Genomic DNA, 19,300 nt, shown 5'->3' on the forward strand with positions numbered 1-19,300 from the left:
GGATCAGAGTTTATCGAGCAGCTTTTTCAGGTCCTGCCCTTCGCGTGAATCCTGGTTCTTTTCTGCCCATTTGTTCAGCGCGTCCTTCGCCCGGTCCTGCAGCGTTTTACGCAATATCTGATCGACCTGCAATTGGTAGTTAAGCTGGTTCCACGGGCCATAAACCCGCAGCGGGATCGGCGTTTTCTGCAGCTGTTGGATCAGCTCGCCGCGTCCCTGCCAACCGCCGGTTACCCGTACATTAAGCGCCATATCGCACTGTTTGCCCGGCATATCCACGCTACCGCCACCACTCAGGTTCAATAATGGGGAATCTGCGCCCAGCTCGGTAATTTTTACCGTGCCCCGGTTGAGACTGGCCTTCGCCGACAGCTGTTTCACTTCGGTATAACGTTGGTATTCGTCTTGTCCGCGTACGCTGCTGTCATTACGCGCCACCGCTTGCTGAATCAACTGCTGAATATTCAGGCCGTGCAACTGCGCGTCTTGCATCGTCATCTGAGCAGTCCCCTGCCAGCGTCGTTCAAATGACTGCGAGGTAAAGCGATCGCCGGTCAAATTCCCCTGCATGCTGAATTTGCCGGTCAACACCTGTGGCATATCGAACGCTTTCAGAACGGTGCCAAGTTCAACCTGTTTCACAACCGGCTGTACGGTGATGGCCGGGCGGTTTCCCCGCGCGTCCAACGTCCCTGGCAACGCAAAATCCCCCCCCGCCAACTGCCCGGAGAGCGAATGTGATGTCAACAACCCCTGCCGGTTATCTGCTTGCAGCACCAAATGAGCAATATTCATGCCGCGATAGGTCAGCTGATCCACATTCAAATTGAGTTGAGCATTAAAATCTCGCAGCACCTCAAGATTGTGCTGAGGATCGTCCATTTGGCTGGCAATGACCGGTGCCGAAGTCACAACCTGCGATCGCTGAGCTTGTGAACTGCTGGATTGCCAACCGGTAAAGGTATCCAAATTCAGTACAGTAGACGCCAGGTTAAGCGTATAGGCCGGGATTTCACCGAACTTAATGTCGGCGTCACCGGTGAACCTGCTGTCATTAGCGCTAACGCTAAGCTGGCTGAGTGCGACTTGCTGTGGCGTTTGCTGATATACCACCTGGGCGCTGCCATCGCCCTTAATGCCACCGGCCAGAATGTCTGCACCTTCCAGTTGATAACTGAACTGGTTCACATTGGCGGCAATGCGTCGGGGAAATTGCTGCAGATCGATATCTGCCGCCAAACTGAAACTCAGATCGCGCTGATTGCGGTTCACCCGGCTCGAAAGTTCCATTTGCGCCTGGCGTTTGGCATTTTGCTGCAGGGTCAGGTTGATATCGCGAACGTTAATCTGCTCGTTGTTGGCGCGCTGCCAGATCAGCAGACTGTCTACCACGCGAAGATTATCGATATCAAATTTCCACGGTGCCTCTGCCGACTCTTCGGAATGGCCCGCGGGGGCGATAGGTGCGTCAGGTTGAGTCTGCTCTTCACTGTCGGGCGTCAGGCGGATGACGGCGTTCTTGAGCATCACCTGTTTGACAAACAGCTGATGCGATAACAACGGCAGCAGTTTGACATCCAGCCGCATATTGTCAGCGCTCACCACCGGCGCAGTGGCCCCGGGGGCTGTCAGCGTCATGCGTCCGGCCAGGATGCTGAGCTGGGGCCAGATGTGCCAGCGCAGCTCACCGTCCAATGTCAGATGATAACCGCTCTTTTGTTCGACCTTCGTGACCATATAGGCGCGAAAATCATTCGGATTAACCAACAGCACCAGCGCAGACATTCCCGCCACCAGCACCACCAGCAAAATCACCAAAGTCGTCAGTAATCTTCTCATGCCATCCTCTTGTCAACGCCCCACCGACAGTGCTTCCAGCGCGGTTAGTCCTTGTCGATTCGACTGGCTACCGCACCCTGCTGATCGCGGTATTTTGCATCCTGCCGGCTGTTGTAAGGACGTGCCGCCGGCCCAGACAGCGGTTCAAAACTCAGCGCGCCAATCAGCATACCCGGGCGTAATGCCAATGGCAGCTTGCCTGAATTATAGAACTCCAGAACAATTCGGCCCTGCCAGCCTGGGTCGATACGGTGTGCGGTCACGTGAACCATTAAACCCAGACGAGCCAAAGAAGAACGCCCGTCCAGCCACCCCACCAGATCGTTTGGCAGCGTCACCGACTCCAGCGTCACCGCCAGCGCCAGCTCACCCGGGTGCAGGAAGAAGGCCTCGCCTTCCGGCAGAACGATTTCATCACTCATCACGCGATCCAATGCGGCACTGACTTCGTCTTTTGGCCCACTGAGATCGATAAACGCGGCGGTGTGGCCACGAAACACGCGGAACTGATTGCCTAAACGGACATCCACCGTGGCCCCGTTAATACGCTCAATCGGCGGGCGCGGCGAAATCACCAGTTTTTCGCAATCCAGCCAGGCTTCTATATCACGGTCGCACAGTCTCATTTGTTTATCTCCATCAGGCGTGTCACTAAAACAAAAATTGCCACACAACGGGCGAAAGGTCTACGCCGCAGCGTAAATAGTTGCCCGCTGGCCGAAAACACGGGGTTTCCGGCCATTGAACGGCATTATTCAAAGAATTGGCTGATTTTGGCTTTCAGAATATCGATCGCAATGCGGTTTTTGCCGCCACGAGGGACAATAATGTCGGCATATTGTTTGGAAGGTTCGATAAACTGCAGAAACATTGGACGAACGGTTTTCTGGTATTGCGCCATCACCGAATCCATGGAACGGCCACGCTCATTCACGTCGCGCTTCATGCGGCGCATCAGGCAAATATCCAATGGGGTATCGACAAAGATCGAGAAGTTCATTTCCTGACGCAAACGGATGTCCGTTAACAACAGGATCCCTTCCAAAATAATCACCTTTTTCGGTTCCAGGTGAACAGTCTCTTTTTTGCGCGTATGTTCGGTGTAGCTATACAAAGGTAACTCTATCGCCCTGCCCGATTTCAGCATTTGCAGATGCTGGAACAGCAGATTGTGATCCATGGCGCTCGGGTGGTCATAGTTGGTTTTGACCCGTTCTTCCATGGTCAGGTGTGTCTGGTCTTTGTAGTAACTGTCTTCAGGAATAACGCCGATATGTTCATCGCCAACCTGATCGCGAAGTTCACGATACAACGTACTGGCGATAAGGCTTTTTCCGGAGGCAGATGCGCCGGCGATACCAATAATGACGCACTGATGCGGCTTGTCAGTCATAAAATTAAAGACCTGATTTCGTAGTGTGAAGGGGGGGACTAAAACGCGACAATTATAGGGAGTTAGCGGGCATTGCGCCAGACTATATTGGCGCCGTTGGCCGCTATCTGCGGTTATTTCGCCTGAACGACGTCTTACAAGGTTTTAAGATTATTGCGTCTAGGGCAATTCCACGCTACGCGGTAAACTCCCAGATTCGCTCACCATCCTGCTAATAGAATGGTAAATTTCACCGGAGATTGACGTGCTGGACTGGCATTTTTTGACATTTTTTGGCGACAGCATGTTGCTGTTGCCCTGCTCGCTGATTTTATTTGCCGTATTGGTTGCCCCGCACGCCACCAGAACCGCCGGCTGGCAATGGGCGTTGATTTTCGGCTGCGCCGGCGCTGTGGTCTGCGCGTCCAAGCTGGCCTTTATGGGCTGGGGGATTGGCATCGAAAGTTATGACTTTACCGGTTTTAGCGGTCATTCAGCCCTGGCCGCCAGCATCTGGCCGGTATTTTTCTGGGCTCTGACCGGACGTTTTTCCCATGCCGTTCGCAGCATGGCGCTGGTTTTAGGCTTGGTCTTGCCACTCACCATAGGGCTATCGCGGTTGGCCATTCAGGTGCATTCACCTTCGGAAGTGGTTAGTGGGCTAGTGCTTGGCTATCTGGCCAGTACGTTATTTCTGCTGCTGCAACGTGGTAAGGTGCGGCCACAGCTTTCTTGGCCGAGAATTATCGCCGCTCTGGCCTTACCACTGGCGCTGATGGGCAATCGACAACCGGCGCCCACGCAAGGGCTGCTGGAACATATTGCTATAACCCTCGCGCACATCGAACACCCTTATACCCGCGCCGATCTGCACAAACACGTCACAGCACCATAAGAAAAACCCCGGAAATATCCGGGGTTTTATCTTTCTACCTACGACGATTACAACTACAACGCGCGGAAAGAAATTTCTGTTGGGATCGCTTCGCCCTGCCAGTACATTTGCGCAGCGACCCGGCCGGCAAGTTGGCGATACAGTTCGGCAAACTCGCTGTCCGGTCGGCTTATCACCGTCGGCGCACCGCGATCCAAATCCTCGCGCAGAGAAATGTGCAGCGGCAGTTGCCCCAACAGGCGGCTGTGGTATTTCTTCACCAGCTTCTCCGCACCGCCGGTACCGAAGATCGGCTCGTGGTGCCCGCAGTTGCTGCAAATGTGCACACTCATGTTTTCCACGATACCCAAGACCGGCACATGCACTTTTTCAAACATCACAATGCCCTTGGCAGCATCGAGCAGCGCGATATCCTGCGGCGTAGTGACCACCAGAGCGCCGGTGACCGGAATGTTTTGCGACAGGGTCAGTTGGATATCGCCGGTACCCGGCGGCATATCCAGTACCAAGTAGTCCAAATCCGGCCACAGCGTGTCCTGCAGCAGTTGCATCAACGCCTTGCTGGCCATTGGACCACGCCAAACCATGGCGTTGTCATCAGTCACCAGATAACCGATCGAGTTGGTCGCTAACCCGTGGGCAATGATCGGCGCCATGTGCTGACCATCCGGCGAGGTAGGTCGCTCGTTTTCGGTCCCCAGCATGTTCGGAATTGACGGGCCGTAGATGTCGGCGTCCAAAATACCGACCTTGGCGCCTTCCGCTGCCAGCGCTAACGCCAGGTTAACCGCCGTGGTAGATTTCCCCACCCCGCCCTTGCCGGAACTGATGGCGATAATATTGCGCACGCCCTTAATGCCGGCCTGATCGTTGGCACGTTTAAGCGTGGTGATATCATGCTTGAGTTTCCAGTCAATCGCCTCGGCGCCGGTCACGCGCAGCAGTTCTGCGCTGACGCTGTCTTTCAACGTCTCAAAACCGCTCTGCCAGGCAAAGGGCATGGTCAATTCAATATGCAGCACATGATCCAGCAGCGCGCAGTGGTGAATTGCCTTCAGCGCAGTCAGATTGTTTTTTAACGTCGGGTGTTCAAAGGCGGCCAGTACACCGGTCACCAGGGCACGCAGAACTTCGGGGTTGGTCTGCTCGGGGGATTTTTCGTTCATCCCGGCTCCTTGATTTTGAATGGATAGCTTCCCGCTAAGCATATCAGAACTGAGAGCCGGTCGGCGCATGTCCACACAAAGAAACCGCCCTAGCCGTGGCGGGCGCGATCGGGTAACATCGAAGACCCTTTTTATTCATTACAGAAACCAAGTTCTCACTATGGCTCAAGTCGCGAAAAAATTATTGGTGACGTGCGCGCTACCGTACGCAAATGGTTCCATCCATCTCGGCCACATGCTCGAGCATATCCAGGCAGATATCTGGGTTCGTTACCAACGAATGCGCGGCAACGAGGTTCATTTCATCTGTGCGGACGACGCACACGGCACGCCGATCATGCTGAAAGCTCAGCAACTGGGCATTAAGCCGGAAGAAATGATCGAGGAAATGAGCCAGGAGCACCAACAGGATTTCGCCGGTTTTGGCATCAGCTATGATAACTATCATTCCACCCATAGCGATGAAAACCGTGAGCTGTCGAGCCTGATTTACGGCCGCCTGAAAGAAAACGGCTTTATCAAAAACCGAACCATTTCCCAACTGTACGATCCGGAAAAAGGCATGTTCCTGCCCGACCGTTTCGTCAAAGGTACCTGCCCGAAATGTAAATCACCGGATCAATACGGCGACAACTGCGAAGTTTGCGGCGCGACCTACAGCCCGACCGAGCTGATCGACCCGAAATCCGTGGTTTCCGGGGCCACTCCGGTATTGCGCGATTCAGAGCACTTCTTCTTTGATCTGCCGTCGTTCAGCGAAATGCTGCAGGCCTGGACCCGTTCCGGCGCGCTGCAAGAACAGGTGGCAAACAAGATGCAGGAGTGGTTCGAATCCGGCCTGCAACAGTGGGATATCTCCCGTGATGCGCCGTATTTCGGCTTTGAAATCCCGGACGCGCCGGGCAAATACTTCTACGTCTGGCTGGATGCGCCTATCGGTTACATGGGTTCCTTCAAAAATCTGTGCGACAAGCGCGGCGATCTGGATTTCGACGAGTTCTGGCGTAAAGACTCCACCACCGAGCTGTATCACTTTATCGGTAAAGACATCGTTTATTTCCACAGCCTGTTCTGGCCGGCGATGCTGGAAGGCAGTAACTTCCGCAAACCGACCAATCTGTTCGTGCACGGTTATGTGACGGTGAACGGCGCCAAGATGTCCAAATCTCGCGGCACTTTCATCAAGGCCGGCACCTACCTGCAACACCTGGATGCTGACTGCCTGCGTTATTACTACGCCGCCAAGCTGTCTTCACGCATTGACGATATCGACCTGAATCTGGAAGACTTCGTGCAGCGGGTGAACGCCGACATCGTCAACAAAGTGGTCAACCTGGCTTCGCGCAACGCCGGCTTTATCAGCAAGCGTTTCGGCGGCCAACTGGCCGACAAGCTGGCCGATCCGGCGCTGTACCAGACCTTCGTTGACGCGGCACAAAGCATCGCCGACGCCTACGCCAGCCGTGAGTCGGGCCGTGCAATCCGTGAAATCATGGCGCTGGCCGATTTGGCTAACCGCTATGTGGACGAACAGGCTCCCTGGGTGGTGGCGAAGCAAGAAGGCCGCGATGCCGATCTGCAGGCCATCTGTTCCATGGGCATCAACCTGTTCCGCGTGCTGATGACCTACCTGAAACCGGTGCTGCCGTCACTGACCGAACGTACCGAAGCCTTCCTCAACTGCGAGCTTACCTGGGACAGCATCCAGCAGCCGCTGTTGGGGCATCAGGTCAACGCATTCAAGGCGCTGTTCAACCGTATCGACCTGGATAAGGTCAATGAAATGGTTAGCGCCTCGAAAGAAGACATGGTGGCAACGAAAGTGGTCACCGGGCCGCTGGCGGACGATCCTATTCAGGACACCATCACCTTTGACGATTTCGCCAAGGTTGATATGCGCATTGCGCTGATCAAGAGCGCCGACTTTGTTGAAGGCTCGGACAAATTGCTGAAACTGCAGCTGGATCTGGGCGGCGAATCACGTCAGATCTTCTCCGGTATTCGCTCCGCTTACCCGGATCCGAAAGCGCTTGAAGGCCGTCTGACCATCATGGTCGCCAACCTGGCCCCGCGTAAAATGCGCTTCGGGATTTCGGAAGGCATGGTGATGGCTGCAGGCCCGGGAGGGAAAGAGATCTTTCTGCTGAGCCCAGACAGCGGCGCTCAGCCAGGAATGCAGGTGAAATAATACCGTTTTTCCAAAGCCTTGAGGGTCGAGCTTGCTCGGCCCTTTTTATGTGCTTAGTCCAGCAGTGGTTCCTCAGACTACAGGCTAAAACGGGCAAGTAATCCGGATCCTGCATATACTCAGGCAGATTGTAGGGGCGCCGCATGCTGCGCCCCCTACGGTTACCCATACCAAGTTAATCGTTGTATGCATAAACAGGTCTGATATGAAGGGATTCCCACCGCTGATTAACGCCTTGCTGGTCAGTTCGCTGGTACTGACCATTGGCCGCGGCGTAACGCTGCCGTTCATTACTATCTATCTGACCGGGCATTTTCATCTGCTGCCCAAAAGCGTCGGCATCATTCTGGGTATCAGCCTGGCGATCGGCATTTTCGCCAGCCTGTATGGCGGCTACCTGGTAGACAAATTCAACAAAAATACGCTGATCCTGATTTCCATTCTGTTGTTCGCCCTGAGTTTTTTCGCTATCCCGTGGATCCCGCGGCCAGGCGGTATCGTGGTGGTTTTGGCTATTTTGCATACCGCCTATTCCGTATTGGGCATCACCATCAAAGCGTGCTTTGCCGACTGGTTGCCGGTCGCGCAACGCATCAAAGCCTTTTCAATAAACTACACGCTGGTCAACGTCGGCTGGGCGGTAGGGTCATCGTTGGGCGTCCTGGTGGCGGGTCTGGATCCGCTGTTGCCGTTTTACCTCTCCGGCGGATTGGCTTTGTTCACGGTGGTGACGCTGAATTTCATTCTGCGCAAGCAGCCCGCTACGGTGCCCGTCGCGCTAGATGCAACGCCCGCCGCGCGCCTTGATTTTCGCCAAACGCTGACTATCCTGCGTAACGATCGCCGGCTGATTTACTTCACCCTTGGCAGCACGCTGGGTGCGGTGGTTTTCGGCCAGTTCTCCGGCTATTTATCGCAATACCTGATTACCGTTTCCAATGCAGAGTTCGCTTATCGGGTCATTGGGGCGGTGATGATCGTCAACGCCTGTATCGTCATCGCCCTGCAGTATTTGCTCAGCCGCGGCATGCGTCAGGAAAATATGCTGCGCTGGCTGGCACTGGGCACGCTATTTTTCATTCTCGGGCTGATCGGTTTTTGGCTGGCCGGGCAATCGCTCTGGCTCTGGATCCTTGCCATGGCGATATTTACCCTGGGTGAAATCATAGTGATCCCGGTGGAATATATGTTTATCGATTTTATCGCGCCACAGCACCTGAAAGGCAGCTATTACGGCGTACAAAACCTGAGCGCTCTGGGCGGTGCCATCAATCCGGTGGTGTGCGGCTTTATTCTCAGCTATGCCGCACCGCAAATGATGTTCCTGATGTTGATTGCCGCTGCGCTGTTCAGCCTGCTATTCTTTTTTCTCGGGCATCGACTGGCGCAGAGGCAACAGCAAAATGCCAACATCGTCAGTGCAGAATAAACGTGCGTCCCCTTTCATCGCGGTTGTCAACCAGCCCCATAGGCATGGTAGCCATAGAGAGAATTCATGGTGTGATTTGTGGCGAAGATCACAGTTTAATTGTATGATGAATGCATCGGTTAAACGGGATTAAGTTATGGCCAAGCTACTCACTCTGTGCTGGAAATACCTGAGGGCATTCGCCCTTATCTACCTTTGTCTGTTCGCCGGAAATGCCATCGCGGCTCTGCTGCCGATCGCCATTCCCGGCAGCATTATCGGCATGCTATTGCTCTTCGCCCTGCTCTCCACCCAAATTCTGCCGGCCAAATGGGTCAAACCCGGTTGCCACCTGCTGATCCGCTATATGGTGCTGTTGTTCGTGCCTATCGGCGTGGGCGTGATGAAATACTATGACCAAATTATCGAGCATCTGGGCCCGCTGGTGGTGTCCTGCATCGTCAGCACCCTGATGGTGCTGGTGGTGGTCGGTTATACCTCACATTATTTCCACCGGGAGCGCCGCATCATTGGCAAGCCGGATGCGACGGAGGGCGAAAAATGATCCATGAAATCTGGTGGTCATTACCGCTGACGCTGGCTATCTATTTTGCAGCGCGCAAACTGGCACAATGGCTGAACATGCCGTTGCTGAACCCCCTGCTGGTGTCGATGGCGGTGATCATCCCCCTGCTGTTGCTGACCGGCATTCCTTATGAGCGTTATTTCCAAGGCAGTAAAACCCTCAATGACTTGCTGCAACCGGCGGTGGTAGCGCTGGCTTACCCGCTTTATGAACAACTGCATCAGATCCGCGCGCGCTGGAAGTCCATAATCGCCGTCTGCTTTATCGGCAGCCTGACCGCGATGATCAGCGGTGGTGCCATCGCTTTATGGATGGGGGCCACGCCGGAGATTGCCGCCTCCATCATGCCGAAATCGGTCACCACGCCTATCGCCATGGCGGTCGCGGAGTCGCTCGGCGGCATTCCGGCAATCAGCGCCGTTTGCGTGATTTTCGTCGGTATTCTCGGCGCAGTGTTCGGGCATATGCTGTTCAAAATATTGAAAATCACCACCCGCTCGGCACGCGGGCTGGCAATGGGGACCGCGTCGCATGCGCTTGGCACGGCACGCTGTGCGGAAATGGACTATCAGGAAGGGGCATTTGGTTCACTGGCTCTGGTGATCTGCGGGATTATCACCTCGCTGCTGGCGCCGTTTCTGTTTCCGGTGCTGCTGCACCTGTTTGCTTAAGGCCTAAAACTTGCGATATATCTCGCATTTATGGTTTTCATTGCATTGATTTCATCAATAAAGAGATTTGCATCACACTTTATTCACGCCGGGCTGCCTAGAATGTTATCCCGTTAACCTGTAGAGAGAGTTTCTATGCACCCGCGTTTTCAAACCGCTTTCGCTGAACTGCCCGCCACATTGCAATCCGCCCTGCTGCCTTATTTTGATGCGCCTGATTTTCCGGCCATGCTCAAGGCGGATCAAGTGGATGCTATCAAGCAGCGCTGCGGGCTGGATGATGATGCTTTGGCATTCGCTCTGCTGCCGCTGGCGGCGGCCTGCTCGTTAGCGCCGATTTCGCAGTTTTATGTCGGCGCCATTGCTCGCGGGCAGAGCGGGGCTCTGTATTTTGGCGCCAATATGGAGTTCAGCGGTGCGCCGATGCAACAAACCATTCATGCGGAACAGTGCGCGGTGACCCACGCCTGGCTGCGTGGTGAATCGGCTCTGGCCTCTATCACCGTTAATTACACCCCTTGCGGCCATTGCCGCCAGTTTATGAACGAGCTCAACAGCGGCACCGCGCTGAAAATTCGCCTCCCTGGCCGCGAACCCGCCACCCTTGGCGACTATCTGCCGGATGCCTTTGGCCCGAAAGACCTGAATATCGCCACGTTGCTGATGGACCGCGTCGATCATGGTTTCCAACTGACGCTGACCGACGAGCTGGAGATGGCCGCGCTGGCTGCCGCCAATCAGAGCCACGCGCCCTACAGCAATGCCCACAGCGGCGTCGCACTGGAAGCAGAAGACGGGAAGGTTTATAGCGGCCGCTATGCGGAAAATGCAGCCTTCAACCCTAGCCTGCCGCCATTGCAGGCCGCACTGATTCTGATGAACGTCTCCGGCGGCGACTGTCAAAAAGTGGTTCGAGCGGTGCTGGCCGAGCCCGACAGTGCCATCCTCACCCAATGGGATGCTACCCGCGCCACGTTGGCCGCGCTGGGTTGCCAAAATGTCAGCCGTATCACTTTCTAAGTCTGCCCCCTGGCGGTGCCGCCCGGCACCGCTGTTACCAGCCCCGCCAGCCGATTACAATGGCATTCACGTCTTAAAACACTTTCTTTAGTTAAATTAGGACTTGATCGTCGATAATTGCGCCAATTTACCTCATGATCCGATAACAATTGCTGTACATATTTTCCCGATCTTTTAGGATCTACCCCATAAAGTTATCCGATACGTTGAAGAGCAAAAGCCATGGAACTTGAATACGAAAGCAAACGCCCCCTCTACATCCCTTATGCCGGCCCTATTCTGCTGGAATTTCCGCTGCTCAATAAAGGCAGCGCTTTCACCGAGGATGAACGCAGCCATTTCAACCTGCACGGCTTGCTGCCAGAAGCGGTAGAAACCATCGAGGAACAAGCGGAACGTGCCTATCGCCAGTACCAGGATTTCAAAAACGACAGCGATAAACACATCTATCTGCGCAATATCCAGGACACCAACGAAACCCTGTTCTATCGTCTGCTGGAAGCACACCTGAGCGAAATGATGCCCATCATCTACACGCCGACGGTGGGTGAGGCCTGTGAGCACTTCTCTGATATTTATCGCCGGGCGCGTGGGCTGTTTATCTCCTACCCTAACCGTGACCGCATTGACGACATGCTGCAAAACGCCACCAAGCAAAACGTCAAGGTGATCGTTGTCACCGACGGTGAGCGTATTCTCGGCCTGGGCGACCAGGGTATCGGCGGCATGGGCATTCCAATCGGTAAACTGTCGCTGTACACCGCCTGCGGCGGCATCAGCCCGGCCTATACCCTGCCGGTGGTGCTGGACGTCGGCACCAACAACCCGCAGCGCCTGAACGATCCGCTGTACATGGGCTGGCGCCATCCGCGTATTTCGGGCGACGAGTACCACGCCTTTGTTGAAGAGTTTATCCAGGCGGTCAAACGCCGCTGGCCGAACGTGCTGCTGCAGTTCGAAGATTTTGCGCAGAACAACGCCACGCCGCTGCTGAACCGCTACCGTGACGAAATCTGCTGCTTCAACGATGACATTCAGGGCACCGCAGCCGTCACGCTGGGCAGCCTGATCGCCGCCAGCCGCGCCGCCGGCAGCCAACTGCGCGATCAGACCGTCACCTTCCTGGGCGCCGGCTCCGCGGGTTGCGGTATCGCCGAGCAAATTATCGCGCAGATGAAATCCGAAGGCCTGAGCGAAGACGAAGCCCGCGCGCGCGTCTTTATGGTCGACCGTTTCGGCCTGCTGACCGACAAACTGCCTAACCTGCTCGATTTCCAGAGCAAGCTGGTGCAAAAGAGCGAGAATCTGACTGCATGGCAGACGGAGAGCGATGCCATTTCCCTGCTGGACGTGGTGCGTAATGCCAAACCAACCATTTTGATCGGCGTTTCGGGTCAGCCAGGCCTGTTTACCGAAGAACTGATCCGCGAAATGCACAAGCACTGCCCGCGCCCGATCGTGATGCCGCTGTCAAACCCAACCTCCCGCGTGGAAGCCCGCCCGGAAGACATCATTAACTGGACCGAAGGCGCTGCATTAGTAGCAACCGGCAGCCCGTTTGCGCCGGTGAGCTACAAAGATCAGGTATTCCCGATTGCCCAGTGCAACAACTCCTATATCTTCCCGGGGATTGGGTTGGGCGTACTGGCTTCCGGCGCCACCCGCGTCACCGACGCGATGCTGATGGCCGCCAGCCGTGCGCTGGCCGACTGTTCGCCGCTGGCGACCGACGGGCATGGTGCACTGCTGCCGAATATCGACGATATTCAGGGCGTATCCAAGTGCATCGCCATGGAAGTGGGTAAAGCGGCGCAGCTGCAAGGCGTGGCGGTGGTCACCTCCGAAGAAGCGCTGTCGAAAGGCATCGAACACAACTTCTGGCGCCCGCAATACCGCAGCTACAAGCGCACTTCATTCTGATTTGCGCAGTTAAACATCAAGCCCGGCTCGCCGGGCTTTTTTTATGCTCAAACCGCCTAAAAATGCGGTGCAATGCTTGCTTGATAGGGCTTCAAGCTTGCGTCGGCCTGTCAGGTAAAGTAGCCTTGAGCCATCTTTTTTGGCCCCTGTGCGCGTAAGGCAATAACATGTGGAAACGCCTGATAATCAGCCTGTTCATCATCACTGCGCTGTTGATGCTTTCGGCTCTCGCGCTCGATCGTTGGATCAGCTGGAAAACCGCGCCTTACGTCTATGACGAACTGCAAGGCCTGCCTCATCGCCAGGTCGGTGTGGTGCTGGGCACCGCCAAATATTACCGCACCGGCGTGATCAACCAATATTATCGCTACCGCATTCAGGGCGCGATTAACGCCTATAACAGCGGCAAAGTGAAATACCTGCTGCTGAGCGGCGACAATGCCCAACAGAGCTACAACGAGCCGATGACCATGCGCCGCGATTTGATCGCCGCCGGCGTGGCGCCCAGCGATATCGTACTGGATTATGCCGGTTTCCGTACTCTTGACTCTATCGTACGCACCCGCAAGGTGTTCGACACCAACGACTTTATCATTATCACCCAGCGCTTCCACTGCGAGCGCGCGCTGTTTATCGCGCTGCACATGGGGATCCAGGCTCAGTGCTACGCAGTCCCTTCGCCAAAAGACATGATGACCGTACGGGCACGCGAAATCTTCGCCCGCCTTGGCGCACTGACCGATTTGTACATTCTCAAACGCGAGCCGCGCTTCCTCGGGCCACTGATCCCCATTTCCGCCATGCATACCGTACCGGAAGATGCCCAAGGCTACCCGGCAGTTTCGCCAGAGCAATTGGTCGAGCTGGAACACAAACTGGCCGCAGAAAAACAGAAGGCCAAATAAGCTTTATCCCGCTCTGGAAACAAAAACGGCCAGCATTTGCTGGCCGTCAAATTATTGACAAAGGGGGATAAAGCGTGGTTTTTCCCCCTTTGTGTTATCAGCCGAAAATCAATAAATTGCTTTTCCTGATCTATTTTCAATAACCTTTAGCACCTGCCGCCAAACATTATATGTTTGGCGGCGGTCTCAACGGCCAGCATTGGCTGGCCGTTTTCATCACTGACACATAGCTATTTTTTCTTGGCGTATTTTAAGGAGTCCAACGCCACGGCGAAGATAATGATGCCGCCCTTGATAATGTACTGCCAGTAAGGGTTAACGCCAATGTAGGTCAGGCCATAGTTGATAACGGTAAAGATGATGACCCCGGTCACGACCCCCAGCACCGTCCCGACGCCGCCGGCAAAGGACACCCCGCCCACCACGCACGCGGCGATGGCATCCAGTTCATACATAAAGCCCAGGTTATTGGTGGCGCTGCCGATACGGCCCGCTTCCAATAAACCGCCGAAGGCGTAGAACACCCCGGACAGCGCATAAATCATGATCAGGTTCAGCGGCACGTTCACGCCGGAAACCTTAGCCGCCTCAGGGTTGCCGCCGATGGCGAAAATATTTTTGCCGAAGCGGGTTTTATTCCACAGGATCCAGACAAAAATAATCGCAATGATGGCGTAGAAGGTGATGTACGACAGCTTAAAGTCGCCAAAACGCAGGAACCCTTGGGCAAAGGTGGAAAACTTGGGATCAAACCCCGCCACTGGCGATGCGCCAACGGAGTCGTAATACAGCGAGTTGATGCCGTAAACGATGATCATGGTGCCCAGAGTGGTAATAAACGGCGTCACATTCAGGTAAGCGATGATCAAACCGTTCACCAGACCGATCACCGCACCCACGGCGCACACCAGCAGGATCACCAGTGGGATCGACCAGGTTTCCATATGCGGAAAGACCTTGTTCACGTTGTCCATCGACTGCAACAGCGTCGCCGCGATCACCGCCGCCAGGCCAACCTGACGCCCGGCGGACAGGTCGGTCCCCTGGGTCACAATCAGCCCCGCCACGCCCAGTGCAATAATGATACGCACCGAAGACTGGGTCAGGATATTGCTCAGGTTCATTAAACTGAGGAAGGTCGGGTCCTGGATAATAATAATTGCCAGCAGCACCAGCAACACCACGTAAATGCCACCTTCCTTAAAATAGGTGAACAAAGTTTTTTTATTCAGCGCGTTCATAATTCTGATCCTTAAAGGTGCAGGGATGCGAGACGTAAAATTTCATTTTGCGAGGTCTGTTTGGTGTTAACGATGCCCGCAACCTGACCATTACTCATCACCAGTATTCTGTCGGTAATTCCCAAAAGCTCCGGCATTTCAGACGAGACAATAATGATCCCCTTGCCCTTCTTCGCCAGTTCGGTCATCAGCTGATAAATTTCGAATTTGGCGCCTACGTCAATGCCGCGCGTAGGTTCATCCAGCATTAATATTTCCGGCTGGGTCAGCAGCCAACGGCCGATGATCACCTTCTGCTGATTACCGCCCGACAGCGAACCTATGTGGGTATGATGGCCCGGGGTTTTGACCCGCATGGCATCGATCACCCACTGGGTATCGCTTTTCATGCGGGCGTTATCCAACAGGCCGATTTTATTTTTGTAGTTGCGAATATTGGAGATCAGCGAGTTGAACCCCACGTCCAGATAGGCATAAATCCCGGTGGAACGACGTTCTTCGGTGACCAGTGCGAAACCGTGGTTTATCGCCTCATTGGCGCTGTGGTTGTTGATGGTTTTACCGTGCAGCTTGATGGTACCCGCAATTTTTTCGCGGATGCCAAACAGGGTTTCGACGATGTCGGTACGTTTGGCCCCCACCAGCCCGGCAATGCCCAGGATCTCCCCCTGATGCAGATCGAAAGAGACGTCGCGAATCGAAGGCTGGCGCAAGGAGGTCAGGTTCTTCACCTCCAGGATCACCTCACCCGGCGTATTCTGCCGATCGGGGAAACGCTGGCTGAGCGAACGCCCCACCATCATCGAGATGATCTTGTCCATATCCAGCCCTGCCAACGGCTGGGTGGCGATCCACTGGCCATCACGCAGAATGGTGATTTCGTCGCACAGCTGGAAAATCTCCTCCATCTTGTGCGAGATATAGACGATGCCGCAGCCACGCTCCTTCAGCTTGCGGATAATGGTGAACAGGTGGTTCACCTCTTTTTCCGTCAGCGACGAGGTGGGCTCATCCATAATGACAATCTTGGCGTCATAAGAGAAAGCCTTGGCGATTTCGATCATCTGCATTTGCGATACCGATAGCGTGCCCACTTTATCCCGCGGGTTAATATCAATATCCAGCTCGTCGAATATCGCCTGGGTATCTTTCAGCATCTTGTCCTGATCGACAAACATGCCTTTGGTCGGGTAGCGCCCCAGCCACATGTTGTCCATCACGGTACGCTGCAAGACCAGGTTTAATTCCTGATGCACCATGGACACGCCGTGTTCCAGCGCCTCTTTAGAGCTTTTGAAATCTATTTCCTGGCCCTGAAAAATAATACTGCCGGCATCCTTTTTATAAATGCCGAACAGGCATTTTAATAATGTCGATTTCCCCGCGCCGTTCTCTCCCATTAATGCATGAATGGAGTGCGGACGAACGCGCAGATTCACATTATCCAATGCCTTGACGCCGGGAAATGATTTACTGATATCAGTCATTTCCAGCAAAAATTCGCGTGGGCTGTCGGCCATAAATACACCTGGCTATGTGACCCGACACCTTCCAAACCGCCACCTGATTAGCTGCAGCTTGAAACTCATCGGATCTGGGCTGTGATTTTAAGAAAAATTACCCCACCGGCGGCTTTCCTGGTGTTGGCGCTGGGCAGCGCACCGCCGGCGGGGCCATTCAGAACTTACTTAACAAATTTGGACAAATTGTCCTTATCTACGCCAACGTAAGGAATGCGCACCACTTTATTGTCGATTTTATATTGGGTGCCGTCGGCAGCAGGTTTGCCCGCCGCCAGGTTTTTCGCCAGCTCGAAGGTGGCTTTGGCCTGATTGTCGGCGTCATTCAGCACCGTCCCCGCCATTGCGCCGGATTTCACCATCGCCAGAGCCTCTGGCAAGGCATCGACACCGAATACCGGAATGCTGGATTTGTTGTGCGCTTTCAGCGCTTCGACCGCGCCCATCGCCATGGCATCGTTATTGGCAATGACCACTTCGATTTTGTTGGCGTTAGGGCCGGACAGCCAGGCATCCATCTTGTCTTTCGCCTGTGCGGTGTCCCACATCGCGGTGTCCATCTGCAGTTGCTGGGTTTTGATCCCATCGTCATTCAGCGTTTTCACCACGTAGGTGGTCCGCGCTTCTGCATCCGGGTGGCCCGGTTCACCTTTCAGCAACACGTACTGGATCTGACCGTCTTTATTCAAATCCCAGTTCGGGTTGGCCTTCCAGTGCTTCTCGATCAGTTGACCCTGGATCACACCGGACTCTTTGGAGTCGGTGCCCACGTAATAGGCTTTGTCATAGCTGTCCAACGCTTTACGGGAAGGCTCTTTGTTGTAGAACACGATAGGGATATCGTTTGCGCGTGCCTTATCAATCACCACCGGAGCAGCCGCTGGATCCACCAGGTTGATGGCCAACGCTTTAACGCCCTTGGCGATCAGCACGTCGATCTGGTCGTTTTGTTTGGATTGGTCGTTCTGCGAGTCATTCATCAGCAGGGTGACATCCGGAGAGGCCTTGGCGTCTTTCTCGATTGCCTTGCGCACCACCGACATAAAGTTGTCGTCATATTTATAAATCGTGACGCCAATACGGGTATCTGCGTGAGCTGCGGCGCCAAACATCATGGCTGCGGCCGTCGCGGCCAGGGTGAAAACCTTCTTATTCATTGTGTGTCTCCGGTTTATGTAGGGTCTTGCTCGGTATTAGGCCAAGGGTTACCGGCGGTGAATGCACGACCGGGCCTGGCAGTTTCCCTGTCATCCGTGAATCATGTTATTCCTGAAAAATGTGGCGCCAGCGTGAGATAAAACAGCAGCGGCAAGTGCCTTTACGCTGGAAAACGCCTAGAGCATAGACGGCGTGATGTTAATAATCTGTGAATTTTCTCACAGATTGAAAACGGTTACACAAGATTAAATGTTCAGAGAGTGACCGCCGCCTCACTTTGCCAAGGGGCCACAGAATGGCGTCGGACCAGGGTCGGCATAAACAAATGGCGGGCCTGCGGCTCCAGCTTGCCTGCTGCGCCCAGCAAGGCCAGTTCGGTGGCCAGCGTCGCCATGGTGACAATCGGATAACGTACCGTGGTGAGCTTGGGGCTGGTGTAGCGGGCGATGGGGATGTCGTCGAACCCCACCAGCGAGAAGTTTTGCGGTATTGTGATACCGTTTTCTTTCAGCACCGCCATCGCCCCGGCGGCCATGGCGTCGTTGTAGGCGAATACAGCACTAAGATGCAGGTTGCGGCCAAGCAGTTCGATCATCGCTTCTTCCCCACCCTGCAAGTCCGGCGAACCATAGGCGCGCCAGCTGTCGGGCGTTGCCAGCCCTGCCGTCGCCATCGCCTGCGTATAGCCTTGCTGGCGCAGCGGCCCGTCTTCGATTGGATGGTTCGAGCCCAGATAGCCAATACGCTGGTGGCCCTGCGACAGCAGCAAACGCATCGCCATCTGTGCGCCGCTGACGTTATCGAGTCCGACGCAGCGATGTTCATAGCCGGGTATGATTCTGTTGATCAGCACCATACCCGGTACCTGATCTAGAAAGGCGATCAGCTCGGCATCACACAGGGTTTTAGCATGAACAATCAAGGCGTTGCAGCGCTGGCGGATCAGTACCTCGATGGCGTGGCGCTCTTTATCCGCCTGGTGATAGCTGTTACCGATCAACAGGTATTTGTGGTGCTGCTGCGCCACGGTGTCTACCGCTTTCACCAGCGCGCCGAAGAAGGGATCGGAGACGTCCATCACCACCACCCCAAGGGTATCACTGCTCTGGGTAGCCAGGGCTTGCGCATTGGCATTGGGCCGATAGCCCAGTTCAGCTACCGCCTTCAACACCTGCTCGCGCGTCTCTTTGCTGGTCAGGGCGCTGTGGTTCAGCACGCGAGAGACGGTCGCCACAGACACGCCCGCACGCTTCGCCACGTCGCGAATGGTGGTTGGGTGAACAGAGGTCATGAAGGATCCTGAGGTCGGGGTAGTTGACAGTGGCGCTATCCTACCCCGTTTGTCATCCTCCCCTGCGTGAATTACGTCACAGGAAAGAAAACGTTTACATACATTTTTTTAACCTACCTG

At 54.9% G+C, this 19,300-nt stretch carries 16 protein-coding genes; 8 read left to right on the forward strand and 8 right to left on the reverse strand.

Annotated elements, in window-relative coordinates; genetic code table 11:
• Positions 1-3: 3 nt before the first annotated feature.
• The 3 genes from asmA to udk form a co-directional block, all read right to left on the reverse strand.
• The gene (gene asmA / locus H5P17_RS02460; protein WP_182821046.1) at positions 4-1,839 is read right to left on the reverse strand and encodes an outer membrane assembly protein AsmA; all 1,836 of its coding nucleotides are present in this window, start codon (positions 1,837-1,839) and stop codon (positions 4-6) included.
• A gap of 44 nt (positions 1,840-1,883) precedes the next feature.
• Positions 1,884-2,465 (reverse strand): dCTP deaminase, encoded by a 582-nt coding sequence (gene dcd, locus H5P17_RS02465; RefSeq protein WP_012006010.1) that lies wholly within the window; start codon positions 2,463-2,465, stop codon positions 1,884-1,886.
• Positions 2,466-2,590: 125 nt separating this feature from the next.
• A complete protein-coding gene (udk, locus tag H5P17_RS02470; protein ID WP_020826003.1) occupies positions 2,591-3,232 on the reverse strand; it encodes a uridine kinase in 642 nt (213 codons plus the stop codon).
• 244 nt (positions 3,233-3,476) lie between these two features.
• Here udk and H5P17_RS02475 point away from each other — a divergent pair, with 244 nt between their 5' ends.
• A complete protein-coding gene (locus H5P17_RS02475; RefSeq protein WP_182821047.1) occupies positions 3,477-4,106 on the forward strand; it encodes a phosphatase PAP2 family protein in 630 nt (209 codons plus the stop codon).
• 53 nt (positions 4,107-4,159) lie between these two features.
• Here the strand turns inward: H5P17_RS02475 and apbC are convergent, their stop codons facing one another.
• Positions 4,160-5,272, reverse strand: a complete 1,113-nt coding sequence (gene apbC, locus H5P17_RS02480) for an iron-sulfur cluster carrier protein ApbC (RefSeq protein WP_182821049.1) — start codon at positions 5,270-5,272, stop codon at positions 4,160-4,162.
• Between the two features lie 160 nt (positions 5,273-5,432).
• On the opposite strand from apbC, the gene metG reads away from it, so the two are divergent.
• The 7 genes from metG to sanA all read left to right on the forward strand — a co-directional run bounded on the left by metG (position 5,433) and on the right by sanA (position 13,970).
• The gene (gene metG, locus H5P17_RS02485; protein WP_182821051.1) at positions 5,433-7,460 is read left to right on the forward strand and encodes a methionine--tRNA ligase; all 2,028 of its coding nucleotides are present in this window, start codon (positions 5,433-5,435) and stop codon (positions 7,458-7,460) included.
• A 205-nt stretch (positions 7,461-7,665) separates the two neighbouring features.
• Positions 7,666-8,889, forward strand: coding sequence for an MFS transporter (locus H5P17_RS02490; protein WP_182821053.1), 1,224 nt, complete (start codon positions 7,666-7,668; stop codon positions 8,887-8,889).
• A gap of 136 nt (positions 8,890-9,025) precedes the next feature.
• The gene (locus H5P17_RS02495) at positions 9,026-9,433 is read left to right on the forward strand and encodes a CidA/LrgA family protein (RefSeq protein ID WP_044549327.1); all 408 of its coding nucleotides are present in this window, start codon (positions 9,026-9,028) and stop codon (positions 9,431-9,433) included.
• Positions 9,430-10,125, forward strand: a complete 696-nt coding sequence (locus H5P17_RS02500) for a CidB/LrgB family autolysis modulator (RefSeq protein ID WP_182821055.1) — start codon at positions 9,430-9,432, stop codon at positions 10,123-10,125. The genes H5P17_RS02495 and H5P17_RS02500 overlap by 4 nt, the downstream gene beginning before the upstream one ends.
• A gap of 135 nt (positions 10,126-10,260) precedes the next feature.
• The gene (gene cdd, locus H5P17_RS02505; protein ID WP_182821057.1) at positions 10,261-11,145 is read left to right on the forward strand and encodes a cytidine deaminase; all 885 of its coding nucleotides are present in this window, start codon (positions 10,261-10,263) and stop codon (positions 11,143-11,145) included.
• A gap of 222 nt (positions 11,146-11,367) precedes the next feature.
• A complete protein-coding gene (locus H5P17_RS02510; RefSeq protein WP_020825995.1) occupies positions 11,368-13,065 on the forward strand; it encodes an NAD-dependent malic enzyme in 1,698 nt (565 codons plus the stop codon).
• Between the two features lie 167 nt (positions 13,066-13,232).
• On the forward strand, positions 13,233-13,970 hold the full coding sequence (gene sanA, locus H5P17_RS02515; protein WP_020825994.1) for an outer membrane permeability protein SanA: 738 nt from the start codon (positions 13,233-13,235) through the stop codon (positions 13,968-13,970).
• 230 nt (positions 13,971-14,200) lie between these two features.
• Here sanA and mglC read toward each other — a convergent pair whose 3' ends face one another.
• The 4 genes from mglC to galS form a co-directional block, all read right to left on the reverse strand.
• Positions 14,201-15,211: a galactose/methyl galactoside ABC transporter permease MglC gene (gene mglC / locus H5P17_RS02520; RefSeq protein WP_012005998.1), complete on the reverse strand. Its 1,011-nt coding sequence runs from the start codon at positions 15,209-15,211 to the stop codon at positions 14,201-14,203.
• A gap of 11 nt (positions 15,212-15,222) precedes the next feature.
• On the reverse strand, positions 15,223-16,731 hold the full coding sequence (mglA, locus tag H5P17_RS02525) for a galactose/methyl galactoside ABC transporter ATP-binding protein MglA (protein ID WP_182821059.1): 1,509 nt from the start codon (positions 16,729-16,731) through the stop codon (positions 15,223-15,225).
• A 164-nt stretch (positions 16,732-16,895) separates the two neighbouring features.
• Positions 16,896-17,888, reverse strand: coding sequence for a galactose/glucose ABC transporter substrate-binding protein MglB (gene mglB / locus H5P17_RS02530; protein WP_020825992.1), 993 nt, complete (start codon positions 17,886-17,888; stop codon positions 16,896-16,898).
• Between the two features lie 254 nt (positions 17,889-18,142).
• Positions 18,143-19,180: an HTH-type transcriptional regulator GalS gene (gene galS / locus H5P17_RS02535; RefSeq protein ID WP_182821061.1), complete on the reverse strand. Its 1,038-nt coding sequence runs from the start codon at positions 19,178-19,180 to the stop codon at positions 18,143-18,145.
• Positions 19,181-19,300 lie beyond the last annotated feature (120 nt).

This window comes from Serratia sp. OS31 (genome assembly GCF_014164835.1).
Lineage (GTDB): Bacteria > Pseudomonadota > Gammaproteobacteria > Enterobacterales > Enterobacteriaceae > Serratia > Serratia liquefaciens_A.

Coding starts and splice junctions, on each gene's coding strand:
- asmA (WP_182821046.1), bottom strand. CDS start 1,839: ATGAGAAGATTACTGACGACTTTGGTGATTTTGCTGGTGGTGCTGGTG.
- dcd (WP_012006010.1), bottom strand. CDS start 2,465: ATGAGACTGTGCGACCGTGATATAGAAGCCTGGCTGGATTGCGAAAAA.
- udk (WP_020826003.1), bottom strand. CDS start 3,232: ATGACTGACAAGCCGCATCAGTGCGTCATTATTGGTATCGCCGGCGCA.
- apbC (WP_182821049.1), bottom strand. CDS start 5,272: ATGAACGAAAAATCCCCCGAGCAGACCAACCCCGAAGTTCTGCGTGCC.
- metG (WP_182821051.1), top strand. CDS start 5,433: ATGGCTCAAGTCGCGAAAAAATTATTGGTGACGTGCGCGCTACCGTAC.
- H5P17_RS02490 (WP_182821053.1), top strand. CDS start 7,666: ATGAAGGGATTCCCACCGCTGATTAACGCCTTGCTGGTCAGTTCGCTG.
- H5P17_RS02495 (WP_044549327.1), top strand. CDS start 9,026: ATGGCCAAGCTACTCACTCTGTGCTGGAAATACCTGAGGGCATTCGCC.
- H5P17_RS02500 (WP_182821055.1), top strand. CDS start 9,430: ATGATCCATGAAATCTGGTGGTCATTACCGCTGACGCTGGCTATCTAT.
- cdd (WP_182821057.1), top strand. CDS start 10,261: ATGCACCCGCGTTTTCAAACCGCTTTCGCTGAACTGCCCGCCACATTG.
- H5P17_RS02510 (WP_020825995.1), top strand. CDS start 11,368: ATGGAACTTGAATACGAAAGCAAACGCCCCCTCTACATCCCTTATGCC.
- sanA (WP_020825994.1), top strand. CDS start 13,233: ATGTGGAAACGCCTGATAATCAGCCTGTTCATCATCACTGCGCTGTTG.
- mglC (WP_012005998.1), bottom strand. CDS start 15,211: ATGAACGCGCTGAATAAAAAAACTTTGTTCACCTATTTTAAGGAAGGT.
- mglA (WP_182821059.1), bottom strand. CDS start 16,731: ATGGCCGACAGCCCACGCGAATTTTTGCTGGAAATGACTGATATCAGT.
- mglB (WP_020825992.1), bottom strand. CDS start 17,888: ATGAATAAGAAGGTTTTCACCCTGGCCGCGACGGCCGCAGCCATGATG.
- galS (WP_182821061.1), bottom strand. CDS start 19,180: ATGACCTCTGTTCACCCAACCACCATTCGCGACGTGGCGAAGCGTGCG.